Genomic DNA, 13,617 nt, shown 5'->3' on the forward strand with positions numbered 1-13,617 from the left:
CTTAACCCTTCCGCCCTCCGGGCACTTTCCCTAAATTAGGGAAGGAGTTCGGCCAAACCAACACGTTGCGCATTAGTTTTGTTGAGCTGGCTGTCAATTAATTTTTAATAGTGATTATAGAACCTAGAAGACCGTAGCTACGAAGCAAACTACATCAGTTTGGGCGATGAGGGCCTTCTAAGGTTGTGGTGCTTTAGCATTCCGACGAAGGAGGAAAACAAGCTTAGACAGCCCGAATGACCAAACGGGGCCTCGCGGCCGGGAGAAACTTAGGCTTCTATATTTAATTAGCACCAAGGCATTAAAAGATGAAATCTTTCAAAAGAGAAACAGAAAGACCAAGCTATTTATAGAATAGCGTTAAGGAGATGTGGTATTACACAGCTACCGGGGCTTTAATGGCCGGATGCGGATTATATTCTTCCAGTTTAAAATCTTCGTATTTAAAGTCGAAAATACTTTTCACTTCGGGGTTTAACACCATGCGCGGCAACGAGCGAGGCTCCCGGGTTAATTGCAGTTCGGTTTGTTCCAGGTGGTTCAGGTACAGGTGCGTATCGCCGCCAGTCCAGATAAAATCACCTAAATCAAGTTCGCAAACCTGCGCCATCATTTGGGTAAGCAAGGCGTAAGAAGCAATATTAAAAGGCACACCTAAAAATACATCGGCGCTGCGCTGGTACAATTGGCAGGATAATTCATTATCGGCCACGTAAAACTGAAAAAAAGCGTGGCAAGGCGGCAGCTTCATCTGGTTAATTTCGGCTACGTTCCAGGCACTCACAATAATGCGGCGCGAATCCGGGTTGTTCTTTAGCTGGTTTACTACCTGCGTAATTTGGTCGATGTGGCCACCATCCGGCGTTGGCCAGCTACGCCATTGCGAGCCATAAACCGGTCCTAATTCGCCCTTTTCATCGGCCCACTCATCCCAAATACTAACGCCGTTTTCTTTCAGGTATTTAATATTAGTTTCACCCTTTAAAAACCACAGCAACTCGTGGATAATTGACTTGAGGTGTACCTTTTTAGTGGTAACCAACGGAAAACCATCTGCCAGGTTAAACCGCATCTGGTAACCAAAAACACTAAGGGTGCCGGTGCCGGTACGATCTTCCTTACGCGTGCCATTATCTAAGATATGCCGGAGAAGTTGCTGGTATTGCTGCATGGGTTTAAATCTAAAGGAGTCAAAAATAAAGAAGTATCCTGACGAATCGAATGTTTATTTTAAATAATTTTTAGATTTTGTACCCTTGTTCGAACGATGAAAAATATTAACCTTTTGCCCCGGCATTAAAATGATTGCCTTAACTGGTTCGTTAGACTACTGAAAGCTTAATGGCCCAACAGAATAAATTAAAATTTATTTTTAGCATAACTTCAATTCCTTATAAATAATTTATTAAATGCGCCAAATCCTGCTCCTATTCGCCCTATTTCTTTTTAATGTAAACCTAACCCTAGCCCAGGACTCTGCTGCTACCCAAACGGCGCCTAATACAGCTACCGAAAACTTAAACCGGCTGTTGCATGAACGTGCGCAGATGATAAAAGATTATGAGTATTACAATGCGCAAAACAGCAATTTTTGGGGTAAAAAATCGAAGAAAGACTTGCTTAACATAATAGATGTACTAAAGAAAGTTATCAATAAAGATTCGGAAATAATAAGAGAAATAAATTTGGTGAACCTGAGAAAACAAGCCGAGATAAAAGCGGCACGCGCGCAGGCCGAGAACCAGAAAAAACAAATTGAATTTAGATCCATAGATGATAAACGGGTAGTATCGGATAATCTGTACGCTTTAAAAACCCAAATTCAGAACATGGAGAACAAAGAAAAAGTGAAACAGCGCCAGATAAATGCCCTAGAGGAAAGTTTAACCATTTCTAAAGAAACCATTCAAAAACTAGAGCAATTAATTGCAGTTTCGGTAGTAGCCATACTGGGCTTGGCCATTTTTGCCTTTACCCGAACCAATAAAAGCAAGCGCAAAAAAATATAAATATTTATATACCTTATTTCGAAACTTTTTCTCCTGCGGCAACCTTATATACTGTTCACCTGATTATAAAAATCGGTAGCAGGCTATATATTAATTAACTTGCACCGGCATTGTGAGATTTTCATGTTAGAGATACAAGAAGAGTTATTTAAAGTAAGCAAATTATTAAAGCTGGAGCAGGAAGAAGATCTCGCTCAATATAAAATAAAAAGTACCCGCAGCTCTATTCAAGAGCGTAAAAAAAGCGGTTTGTGCTGGTACCCCGTTACGATAACCAAAACCGAAATTGGTTTTGGCAACAAAGTAGTAGTGGAAATTGAGCGCACGGGTAGCCGCGATCAACTGCATTTGTTTCAGACCGGCAAAGGGGCGTCTATTTTCAGCAACGCCAACGGCAGCCAGGGCCACGATTCGCAACAGCTAAGCGGGGTTATCATGACCCTGAAGCGCAATAAACTAACGCTGGCTACTACCAAAGAAGATTTACCGGACTGGATTGAAGACGGCAAGCTGGGCATCGACCTGACCTTCGACGAGATGAGTTACAAGGAGATGGAAATTGCCATGCGCAAGGTTACTGAAGCCGAAGATAACCGTTTGGCCCAGCTCCGCGATATTTTGTATGGTGCGCAACCCGCAACTTTTTACCCTAATAATAATTATTCGCCGGATTCTTTATTAAATAATTCGCAGAACGAAGCCATTAAAAATATTGAAGCGGCGAAGGATGTAGCTATTATTCACGGTCCGCCGGGTACTGGTAAAACTACTACTTTGGTGCAGGCCATTTTGCGCACCTTGCAGCGGGAAAGGCGCTTGTTGGTAACGGCTCCCAGCAATACGGCCGTAGATTTACTTACCGAAAAACTGGCGGCGCAAGGCATTAACGTTATCCGGATTGGTAACCCATCGCGGGTTTCGGATATTTTGCTGCACCATACGTTGGATGCGCAGATTATGGAGCATAAGGCCTACAAAGAAGTAAAAGAATACCGGAAACAAGCCGAGGAATATAAAAGCATGGCTTACCAGTTTAAACGCAAATTTGGCTGGGAAGAACGCGAACAACGCCGCCTCTTAAAAGAACAAAGCCGCGCCTTATTAGCTGAAGCCGACCACATCGAGCGCTATATTACTGACGATTTACTGGACCGGGTGCAGGTAATTACCTGTACATTGGTGGGTTCGGCCAACCGCTTAATCCGCCACTTAACCTACGACACCGTATTTATTGATGAAGCGGCCCAGGCCCTGGAACCCGCTTGCTGGATTCCCATAACCCGTGCGAACCGCGTGGTGCTGGCCGGAGACCACTGCCAATTACCGCCTACCGTTAAATCTTTAGAAGCAGAAAAAGGTGGTTTAGAGGTTACGCTGTTCGAAAAATGCATTCAGCGGCAGCCTAGTGTGGCCGTTATGCTGCGTACGCAGTACCGGATGCACGAAAATATTATGCAGTTCTCGAACCAGCAATTTTACAACGGGCAATTGGAAGCGCACGAAAGTGTAGTGCAAACCGATTTACACGCCTTTAACCCCATATTCCCGGCCGAACTGGCAGTTGAATTTGTAGATACGGCCGGCTGTGGTTACAATGAACAATCTTTTGCCGAAGGCGCCAGCACGGCCAACCCCGAAGAAGCAGATTTATTGTTGCGGCATTTGCAACATTTATTAAAAGATTACGAAGCAACCGAAAACGAATCTCCACTGAAGATAGGAATTATTTCGCCGTACCGGGCTCAAATTAATTATTTAAAAGACGAAGTAGAGCACAACGCCTGGCTGCACGATTTGCAAAATAAGCGTCTGTTAACCATTGGCACCGTCGACAGCTTTCAGGGGCAAGAACGCGATATTATTTACATTAGCATGGTGCGCAGCAATAACGAGGGCGAAATTGGCTTTTTAAGTGATATCCGGCGTATGAACGTTGCCATGACCCGCGCCCGTAAAAAGCTGGTAATACTGGGTGATAGCGCCACTTTAACCCGACACCCTTTCTACCACGCATTTGTAGGTTATACCGAAAACATTAATGCTTACCGGAGTGCCTGGGAATTAATGGATGCCCTAAATATTTCTTAGAAAATTTTATGGTATGATTTATAAATAGTAAGTTGTGAACTTTTAAAACAGAAAATGGTCTGCAAACCTGGTAATAAGTTGAGCAAAAGTGATTAGCTTAAAATCAAGTTGCGCTTTTTTAGGCCATGACTGTAAACAATTTCTACCTGATTAGGTAAAACCATAAAAGCGCCATATCGGCTTACATATTAAACCAAACCTGTTATGACAGCAATAAGTGAAAACAAAGTGGTTTCGCTCACCTACGAGCTTAAAATATTAAACGACGACGGCGAACAAACGCTCGTAGAAACAGCCGATGAAAGCAACCCAATGGTGTTTTTGTACGGTGTGAGCGGATTACCCGAAAAGTTTGAAGAATATTTGGACGGCAAACAGGAAGGTGAAAGTTTTTCTTTTTCGCTGGAAGCAGAAGAAGGCTACGGCGAATACGACGATAACGCCCTGGTGCCGATTCCGAAGAACGTTTTTGAAGTGGACGGCAAAATAGACGACGAAATGCTACAGGAAGGAAATTATATTCCGATGGCTGATAACGAAGGCAACCACATGCAAGGCCGGGTGATGAAAATTCAGGACGATGAAGTAGTAATGGATTTTAACCACCCCTTAGCCGGCATGAAAATGTTCTTCGAAGGCAAAGTATTATCGGTGCGGGAAGCTACCCCGGAAGAAATTTCCCACGGCCACGTACACGGTGCCGGCGGTCATCACCACTAATCTTCTTATAATATTAACTAATAAAAAAGCCAAGATAATTATCTTGGCTTTTTTATTAGTTAATAACACTGTAGCATTTTTCAAAATAATACTACTATCAACTAGTAATTGCGCATAAGTGTACACTATTGCTCATCCTGAGCTTGCCGAAGGATCTATTACAGTTATTTAGATGTTTCGACAAGCTCAACATGACGCCTGTAGATTGCGCTTAATCCACTTGCAAGTGGTTTAACTTGGATGCTTTACACCACCGCTTCCTGGAACCGGTCTAAACCGCAAAGCTCTAAAAATTCGTTGTTAAACACCTGCCACGCTTCATCGGCTAAAAGCTGCCGCCGATGGCCTAGCCATTTATCAATAGTGGCATCGCCGTAAATTTTTCTTACCCGTTCTTTATTTAGTACGTGGTTAATTTTTCCCCAATGCACCGAGTAAGGAATATTTTTACTTTCCACTTCCCGGATAAAGGCTTCGGCAAACTTATAATTAATTTGGGTATCAGCGCCGTCTAACTCCAGTACGCAGGTATTGGGGAACTTAGCAAAGGCCAGCGTAGCCGGCGAACCTTTCACAAACCGAAAAGCCATAATGCCAACGAAGGGTATTTTTTTATTTAGTTCTAGAAAAATATCAATTAATTGGGGTACCACTTCCCGGCTAAACCCGTAAGCCGCGCTAAACAACTGTCCTCGGAAGATGGTATTCCGAAACGTTTCGCCAATCGTGCCCAAAGCAGCTTCGGGCCGGTTATAGGCTAGTTTAAAAAGCGAATTGACTGTTTTGGGTATTAATTTTAAATCCAGTTTGTTGCCCGGAAATTTATCTATCGCATCTAATACTGATTGCATCAAGCCCAATACATCGTCGCCGTAAGTAAACTTGCCTTTGGCGCTTGGGTCGAAGGGCGTGTAACCGGGCTGGTAAGGCCGCTTGTACATAACCCGGAAGTAAACCGCGTCCGGCTGATTATTTTTCTGGAAATTGTGCGGGTTAATAGCCAGTTCAAAATGATACAAGTCCGGCACCGGACCTTTCAGAATAGGTGCCAAGTCCGAAAAGTCTCCGGAAATAATGGCTTTTTCCAGTTGGCTGTTGTAAGGAATTTGGGTTAACTGTTGTTGTAATAAAAATTTTGGCTCTACTTCTATCAGCACACTGTGCATGATGCCAAAACTGCCAAAGCTTACCAAGGCCGCATTAAACAGATCATCATCTTGTATTACTTCGGCCTGCAGCCAGGCTCTGAATGCATCCGAAATAACCGGGTAAGATGCTCGTTCGAGCCAAACGTGCCGGTTGGGCCCCACCACCAGGTGCATGCCCACCACACAATCGCAAACCGAACCGTATTTAAAAGCTGCCCCGTGCGTACCGGTACTAAAAGCGCCAACTATGGTTTGGCCGTTGCTCCCGCCCGATACCCGTAAACTTTTAGCCGGGTTCCGTTCTTTTTCCAATAAATCGTTAATTCTAATTATTTCGTTGCCGCACTGGGCAAATAACAAATCATTGGCACTACCGCCTTTAGCTAAATATTCAGGGGCTACTTGCGATTCCGATAATTCGGCTTTTAAGGTGAGTTTTTTGGTATTAATAAGCCCATCGTCGGTAACGCCCACTTTACTCAACGACCAGCCACTACCCATGGCCCGCAGCTTAATTTTATGATCAATGGCGTATTTAATCAGCCATTGCATGTTGCGGGTGGTTTGGTGATATTTTTCTTTAAACGTTGGAAACTGCTGCTTGAATTCCGGGTCCGAAACGGTTAGCTCAAACGAAGCGTCTTTCTTTAAATGCTGCGTAAAATTGGCGTGCGCATTGGTCCACTTCCATTTATTTATTTTTAAGGGCTTAATGCCTAAAGGTAAATTCATGGTGTAAAGCGTTAAAGTTTCTCTTCGGTTTCGGAACTGGGGCAGCAATCCCAAACTATTTTTTGGGGTACTACTATGCCCAAGGTAACCGCCGAAACTAGGATATAACCCAAATTAGTTTTGGCATTTACTTTACAAATAGTTTTAGATTCGCATTGGGCCGGAATATCCTGCGGTTGTACAATGCCCCACAAATAACTAACCCGGGTAGCCTGGTTCGACTGAATATTATCGGTGCTGTAAAAAGCAACGAGCCTGGTATTCACACAACCTGTAAAACTAAAAGTAGTACCTACCAGCAAGAGAATAATCAAAAAGGGGCGCGGCATAGTGGCAGGGTTAAAAATTAATTTTAAAAAATTCCACCACATTTTTATAGCAAATTTTTTCCGCCAGTTCATTTACCTCAGCGCTGGTGCGGTAAAGGTTAAACCGGTCCTGGTTCAGAAACCTTTTCAGAAATTTCTTAAAAGTGGGCAATTGATCGGAGGCAGCAAATTTATCGGTGGGGTTTATGGTGCCGTCAAAATCAGAGCCAATGCAAATCCGGTCCCAGATTTCGTGTTTATTGGCCGCGCCGGTGTTGTACACGGTTTTTACAATATGTTCTATCTGATCGGCAAATAATTCGGCCCAGTCTTCTTCGTTCCAGAGAATTTTACCTTTGCGTTTTTTCTTGCCCGATAAGATTGGTTCGTAAAATATTAACCCGATTAAGCCCTTAGATTGATGAATCCTGATTATTTCATCGTCGTACAAATTAATGCTCCAGGGGTTAAAAGAATTGCTTTCCTCCCATTCCTTATCTAAATCGGCCGGATTAAATGCTTGATCGTTTAAGCTGGGTTTACCGTTTACGGCCGCGTGGCTCATAATTACCGGAATTACATCCGTAGGATTAGTGGCCTGGTAAGCATCCAGCAAATCGTAATAATCCTGGCGGCTCCGGGTGCTCATGTGCTTAATATCAATATGAATGCGTTTGCCCCGGTCGGCGCGGGCCAACGATACCTCATCGATACCCAATAGCCGTTGAATAACTTTTTTACCTAAATCCGAAAGGCCAGCGTTTATACCGGGCTGGTACCGGGGAAGCGTTTTTTCGGGCGGAAAGGGTTCGGCAAAATCCAGAATTTTCCGGAACAAACCGGTTAACGGCTGCGCGTGGCCACAAATACTGTTGTAAAAAGCGTGGGTCATGGTCATCCAGACGGGCGGGTGCGACCAGGCAGCCGCTTCCGGGCTGCTAATACCTTTTAGGGCGTCTACTCTTTTCAGGATTAAATCTTCGCTCGCATTAAAGCCGTTGGGTGTGCCGTTAAAATCTAAATGGCCGGTGCCTAAAGCGTGCGACGACTCAATGGTTAACACCAGGGCAATTACTCTATCGGATTTATTGCCATTGTTGGCATCCAGCACTTGCTGAATATCGGCATAATTGCGGGCTACAATGTAGCGGCAACGGGTTTTTTTGCCCGTAGAATCTAACTTTATTCTTTTGGAAATATTCTGGCCACCCAGGTATAATCTTACTTCTTTATTAAGCTGATCGAAATGATCGTATTTTTCTGATTGATAATGCTTGATTTTATCGGTTGGCAGGGTGCTTAAAAAAGAAGAAAATTCGGCAAGTACTTTTTTGGAAATTGGCCCCTGAAAGGCTAATATTTTTTGTTCCGGCGGCGTTAACGCTACGCAAGCTATCTGCACATCGCCTTGCGCTAAGTTCTTTAAATCGGCGGCCGTTGACCTAACTGCTCCCACCAAATTTTCTAGTATCCGGGGCCGGCCAATGGGCTCCCATAAGTCCACCACATCGTTCTGAATATATTTCAGTAGCGTATGGCAATGAATATCAGCAAAAACTTCGGCATGTGGCATATTAAAATGGCTTTAAGTGATAGCGAACACCAATGGTAATATCAAGGGAGCGGAAATTAACGGCGTGGGCAATCAGGTTGGTGGTTCCTTCTTCCTGTTCGGGCACCCGTACGGTCTGGCGCGGCCGGTAGCTGCCCTTTAATTGCAACGATAAATTTCGCCGGGAATAATAATCGATGGCAGCCCGGTAGTGGGCCGTAAAGGTTTTGCGGCGCTTTTCGTATTCGTCCGTACCCAAGGAGCCTTGTACCAATAAATTATGATAGCTTGGCCCGGCTCCTACCGAAAATTCCAGCCGGGTTTTATTTTCCGGCATTATCGGGTTAATAACGTAGTTGGCCACCAAACTGTAAGTTTCGCCTTTCGCCGATTCGTATTCCGGACCCGGTTCATGGTGATCGGTGCCTCCTTGTATTTGCTGCTTTACAAAATTATTAAACGATAACCCTAACCCAAATTTTCGGCTCAGGCTATAATCGGCGGTGATGTTCCAGGTGTAGGGAGTACTGGAGTTTTCGCCGTTGGGGTAATGTAAATAGCCAAACCAATGCGGTATGTGGTTAGGAATACCCGAAATGGCGTACGCATTTTTAATGCTGCGGTAAGTCATGACGCTGGCCCAGCCACCGCCTAAAGCAAAATGCCACCGCGAAGGTGCCAGGGTGCTTCTTTCCTGCCGGGCTCCTACCACCAAACCCATAATAGTTAAAGGCGTGGCCACAATAAACATATCTACTACGGCATGAATGGGCCGTGATACTACTTTGCCGTTACTCAGCACCCAGTCTTTACCGGTTAGGCCCAGTATAATGCCGCCGGCACCCCCAATAGCAAAGCCGGTTAAAGCTCCCCGCAAAGGCGTGTTCATCATTTTTTTGGTTTGAGCTAAACCTGGCATATTAAATATGCCGGGTGTGGGCACTGTTGGCATTAAACCAATAATATTAGAGCGAGCGCTACTATCAGCCGCCCAGTTTTGAGCAAAAGCTATTTGTTGGGCATGACTTTGTTCGCAAAGTAGCACCAGGCCAAGCAGCGAAAGTTGTAAAAGCTTCTGAAAATAATAACCGTTTTTCATAGTGCGTGGGTTTAGTAAATCAGGTTAAGGCCAAACTGCACTTGGGTTATGGGTTCTAAAGAAACATTGCCCGAAGACCACCCGTTTGTTTTGCGGTCTCCTTCTAAAAACCACTCAAACCGCTTCGATAAAGGGGCTGCGATGCCCAACTTTAAAATACCGCCGGCGGTGCTGCCTTCCGAGCGGAATAATTGGTCTTTTGGTTGCATCCACAAGCCCATGGCGCCGGTTAAAAATATTTTCTTCATCGGGAAGCGGTAAACTTCTAGGTTTATACCCGGAAAGTGCCGTTCCCGGTTTTTATAGTCGTGGTAGGTAAAAAATAAATTCCATTTGTTTTGTTGCAGGTAAATATTGTAATCGATAACCCGGCCAAACGAAACCAAGTTGTGCACCAAACTAAAGTTATAATGAAAAGGCTGGCTGTTGAACGGACTCATGGCCCGGAACCGGGCAAAGCCAAAATTGTGCGGCGATACCAGGTTCAGCCACACCAGGCGCGATTGTTTTTTTAAATAATCTAACTCTTCGCCGGTTAAATCTTCTTTGCCAATGTAGCGGTCTACGCCGCTGCCGTATGGATGCGCGCCGCCATTGGTACCGCGGTTCTGATAAGGCTCGTCGGGCCGAAATAAATCGTATACCCAAGGCGTAAATTCCACACCCGATATATCCCGGACATCCGGCGTTAGCTCTACTTTATTGCGCTCATCTATATCTGTATCGTAATTTTTTTGCCGGAACTCATTCACGTACTGAATGGTAACAATGGTGTTGAGCAGGTTGGGTACAATATCACGGTAACCGGGTGTGCCGTAATAAAAAGCATCTTTTTTAAGCTGTTCAATCATTTCCAACTGCGCTTCGTGACCAATTCCCCGGTTTCGGATAAAATCGGCGGGGTAATCTCTTTTAAAATTTATAAGATCCTGGTCTTTTACATTTTTAGTAGCAATTCTTTTTTTGAAAAACCGGAAATCGTTGGCCTGGTTGTAACTGGATATTCCCCGCAGACGCAGCACGGCCCGGTGGGCTTCCTGGTGTTGCCAGGCCGTTCCGCCCGGTAAATAAGTGTAAACCACATTAAAAGCCAGGATAGAACCGGTGGTTAGTACTTTTCCCCAGAACGGATGAATGGGCTCCAGGGCTTTACCCAAACTAGTATTTACTACCTGGTGTACCGCTACCGTATTCTGAATAGATTGATTTAAACTAGGCCAGTAATAGCCATCGTCGAAATTGAGCGGATAATCGGCGAGGTATAAATTTATAGGCCGGTTTTCTGGGGTTAGCGGCGTAGGAAAACTATCCGGTACTTGGGCCCGAACAGAAAGCCTACAAATAAATAAGGCAACAAACCCTATCTGAAAAATTCTTGTGTAAAAGTTTTTCATGCTCAGGAAAACTAAAATTTCCTATCAGCAGAAAGTTTACCAGCTTAATCAAAATTTAAATTAATATAAATCAGTAGTTTAATAATATTTAAAAATTGATTTTGATATTGGGCTTTGGAAAACTTTCAATAAAAGTGAAGCATCAAAATACCCTGGCATGGGCCAGACAGCAGGAGAAAATCGTCGGGTTTTGACTACCCGCACTTTATACTTTTTTTAAAGGAGAATGCCTCTAAAATATTTTAGGAGTATTTTAAAGGATAATAATTTTAATTAATCTAAGATAAAGAATATTATTGGTAAGTACAATACCTAAAATTGAGTATTACTATATTAAATTAATCTTTATTTGATTTAACAAGCAATTAATATAGACTAAGCTTTCTGCTGTTCTATTACATAAGCCATTAATTCGGGAAAGAAAATATTGAACTCGTAGAGGTAAAGGTGGTAGTTTTCACGCAGTTCATCGGCGGCCGTTTCCATGTTAGAGACAAAAGCTGTACGCCGGCTTAAACCGGTAAGCGAACGCCGGATGCCTTCGAGGTTGGCGTAGTTTAGCAGCCAGTTTTGTTCTATCATGTAAGGCAAAAAATATAATACTCTTTTGGGCAAAATAGCGTGGTGCCGCTGCACCAAATTATACACGTGTTGGGTATAAACCGCCAAACCTGCATCGGAATATTGGTCGAAGTTAATGGCCAGAAAATGATCATAATAAATATCGGCAATAACGCCGGCGTATTTCCGGTAAGTAGGGCGCAGCCGTTCTTTTGTTTGTTGTACTATTGGGTGGGTATCGGTAAAAGTATCTATCTGGCGGTGTAAAATAATGCCCTGGGCTATTTTATCCGGGTATAATTGTAATTGGCTACCCCGCACCGAATCGGCAATAAAATTACCTACTAATAATTCCTCATCGGCGCCGGAAAGAAAGGCATGTGCTAAATAATTCAAGTTATCAGGGTTTAGTATGAATGTAAAATAAACAATACGGATACGTTTAGGTTTATGGTCTATGGGGCCGCCAGAAGGTAAAACGGAACTTTTGCTTTTTGACCGCGTACCCTACACAATAATTACAGACCTAAAACTATGGAAAATAACGCAAGCGAAAATCTGCAGAAGCTGGCAGAAAAAATTAATAATATTAAAACCGCCATGCTGGTTACCGCCGAACAAGACGGCACCTTGCGGGCCCGGCCCATGCAAACTTTAAAAATAGAAGGCAATTACCTATGGTTTTTAACCGCTATAAATTCGCCGAAGTCGCACGAAATACGCAACGAAAGCCATGTAAACTTAAGTTTTGCCGACGAAAGTAATAAATTATATGTTTCGGTTTCGGGTGTTGCCACCGTAAGCCGCGATCGCCAGAAAATAGATGAGTTGTGGAGTGAGCCCTTTAAAGCCTGGTTCCCCGAAGGTAAAGAAGACCCGAATATTGCGGCCATACGGGTAGAAATTACGCAGGCCGAATATTGGGATACGCCTACCAGCCCGGTGGTACATTTAATTGGCTACGCCAAAGCCGTAGTTACCGGCGAGCCCTACCACCCCGGCGACAACGAAAAAATTAATGTAACCAAATAATTTACTAAGATAAAAAAGGAGAACCAGTTCTCCTTTTTTATTAAATATTCAGCTAATTTGCTTTAGCTCTTTTACTCAACGTTTATTCAACGCCATTCTTTAAATAATTGCTTCCCCCATCTATTACCACCCTTAGTTTATTCGGCATCCGGAAAGGCCATTGGCGCTGGGGCCTGGCCCAAATGGGAACCATGCCACTCCGTTTGCAACAAACGCCCGGTTTGCAGTTCTTTAAATTATTGGGCAGCGGCAAAGGCCGCGTATTTAGTTTAACCCCCGATTTTTATTTGTATGGCTTAATGGCCGTTTGGGAAACTGAAGTACAGGCCGATGATTTCTTTAATCATTCTGATATTATGAAGGCATATCAGAAACATTGCAACGAAACCTGGACGGTGAAATTACAACCCATTAAAGCGCATGGGTTATGGGATAACCAAAGTCCCTTTGTTCCTGCTGCCGATACCAATATTCCAGCCGGACCATTAGCCGTATTAACCCGGGCCTCTATTAACCTGCGGGCATTGCCTGCTTTCTGGAAACACGGCAAAGAAACGAGCAAAGCCTTAGAAAATGCGCCCGGCCTTTTAGCAGCCGTGGGCTTAGGCGAATTACCTTTTATCCGGCAGGCTACTTTTAGCATTTGGGAAAGCGAACCGCAAATGATGCAATACGCTTACAAAAATGCCCTCCACCAGCAAGTAATACGCAAAACCCGCCAGGACAACTGGTACCACGAAGAATTGTTTGCCCGTTTCCGGGTAATTTCCGCTACTGGTACCTGGAAAGGACGCAATCCTTTAGCCATTATTTAAAAATAATCCATTGCTTCTCTCCTACTGGGTTGAAAATATTAGGTTGAATAATTCCCTGATTCAGACATTGCCTATTTAAATCTGTATTAAAAATTGTTTAGCACCTTATTATTTTAGAAATGGAAATGCCTTTTGGTTGAATATTTATAATGATTTCTT

12 protein-coding genes are annotated in these 13,617 nt (G+C 43.8%); 5 read left to right on the forward strand and 7 right to left on the reverse strand.

What is annotated here, in order from left to right; all coding sequences use genetic code 11:
• Positions 1-376: 376 nt before the first annotated feature.
• Positions 377-1,171: a thymidylate synthase gene (locus F0145_RS08165; protein WP_150087818.1), complete on the reverse strand. Its 795-nt coding sequence runs from the start codon at positions 1,169-1,171 to the stop codon at positions 377-379.
• Positions 1,172-1,409: 238 nt separating this feature from the next.
• Here F0145_RS08165 and F0145_RS08170 point away from each other — a divergent pair, with 238 nt between their 5' ends.
• From F0145_RS08170 to F0145_RS08180, 3 genes are all read left to right on the forward strand, one after another.
• Positions 1,410-2,009, forward strand: a complete 600-nt coding sequence (locus F0145_RS08170) for a hypothetical protein (RefSeq protein ID WP_150087819.1) — start codon at positions 1,410-1,412, stop codon at positions 2,007-2,009.
• 123 nt (positions 2,010-2,132) lie between these two features.
• Positions 2,133-4,097, forward strand: a complete 1,965-nt coding sequence (locus tag F0145_RS08175) for an AAA domain-containing protein (RefSeq protein WP_150087820.1) — start codon at positions 2,133-2,135, stop codon at positions 4,095-4,097.
• A 204-nt stretch (positions 4,098-4,301) separates the two neighbouring features.
• Positions 4,302-4,817 carry an FKBP-type peptidyl-prolyl cis-trans isomerase gene (locus F0145_RS08180; protein ID WP_150087821.1) on the forward strand — a complete coding sequence of 172 codons (516 nt, stop codon included), beginning with the start codon at positions 4,302-4,304 and terminating at the stop codon, positions 4,815-4,817.
• A 245-nt stretch (positions 4,818-5,062) separates the two neighbouring features.
• Here the strand turns inward: F0145_RS08180 and F0145_RS08185 are convergent, their stop codons facing one another.
• From F0145_RS08185 to F0145_RS08210, 6 genes are all read right to left on the reverse strand, one after another.
• A complete protein-coding gene (locus tag F0145_RS08185; RefSeq protein ID WP_150087822.1) occupies positions 5,063-6,697 on the reverse strand; it encodes an FAD-binding protein in 1,635 nt (544 codons plus the stop codon).
• A gap of 11 nt (positions 6,698-6,708) precedes the next feature.
• Positions 6,709-7,026 (reverse strand): hypothetical protein, encoded by a 318-nt coding sequence (locus tag F0145_RS08190; RefSeq protein WP_150087823.1) that lies wholly within the window; start codon positions 7,024-7,026, stop codon positions 6,709-6,711.
• 10 nt (positions 7,027-7,036) lie between these two features.
• Entirely contained in the window at positions 7,037-8,578 is a 1,542-nt protein-coding gene (locus F0145_RS08195; RefSeq protein ID WP_150087824.1) for a membrane dipeptidase, read from the reverse strand.
• Between the two features lies 1 nt (position 8,579).
• Positions 8,580-9,656: a hypothetical protein gene (locus tag F0145_RS08200; RefSeq protein WP_150087825.1), complete on the reverse strand. Its 1,077-nt coding sequence runs from the start codon at positions 9,654-9,656 to the stop codon at positions 8,580-8,582.
• 11 nt (positions 9,657-9,667) lie between these two features.
• Complete coding sequence (locus F0145_RS08205) at positions 9,668-11,050, reverse strand: hypothetical protein (RefSeq protein WP_150087826.1); 1,383 nt, start codon at positions 11,048-11,050, stop codon at positions 9,668-9,670.
• 375 nt (positions 11,051-11,425) lie between these two features.
• Positions 11,426-12,007 carry an acyl carrier protein phosphodiesterase gene (locus F0145_RS08210; protein ID WP_150087827.1) on the reverse strand — a complete coding sequence of 194 codons (582 nt, stop codon included), beginning with the start codon at positions 12,005-12,007 and terminating at the stop codon, positions 11,426-11,428.
• Between the two features lie 138 nt (positions 12,008-12,145).
• Here F0145_RS08210 and F0145_RS08215 point away from each other — a divergent pair, with 138 nt between their 5' ends.
• Positions 12,146-12,643: a pyridoxamine 5'-phosphate oxidase family protein gene (locus F0145_RS08215; RefSeq protein WP_150087828.1), complete on the forward strand. Its 498-nt coding sequence runs from the start codon at positions 12,146-12,148 to the stop codon at positions 12,641-12,643.
• Positions 12,644-12,750: 107 nt separating this feature from the next.
• The gene (locus F0145_RS08220; protein ID WP_150087829.1) at positions 12,751-13,458 is read left to right on the forward strand and encodes a spheroidene monooxygenase; all 708 of its coding nucleotides are present in this window, start codon (positions 12,751-12,753) and stop codon (positions 13,456-13,458) included.
• Positions 13,459-13,617 lie beyond the last annotated feature (159 nt).

The sequence above is a fragment of the Adhaeribacter rhizoryzae genome (genome assembly GCF_008629685.1).
In the GTDB taxonomy this organism is placed as follows: domain Bacteria; phylum Bacteroidota; class Bacteroidia; order Cytophagales; family Hymenobacteraceae; genus Adhaeribacter; species Adhaeribacter rhizoryzae.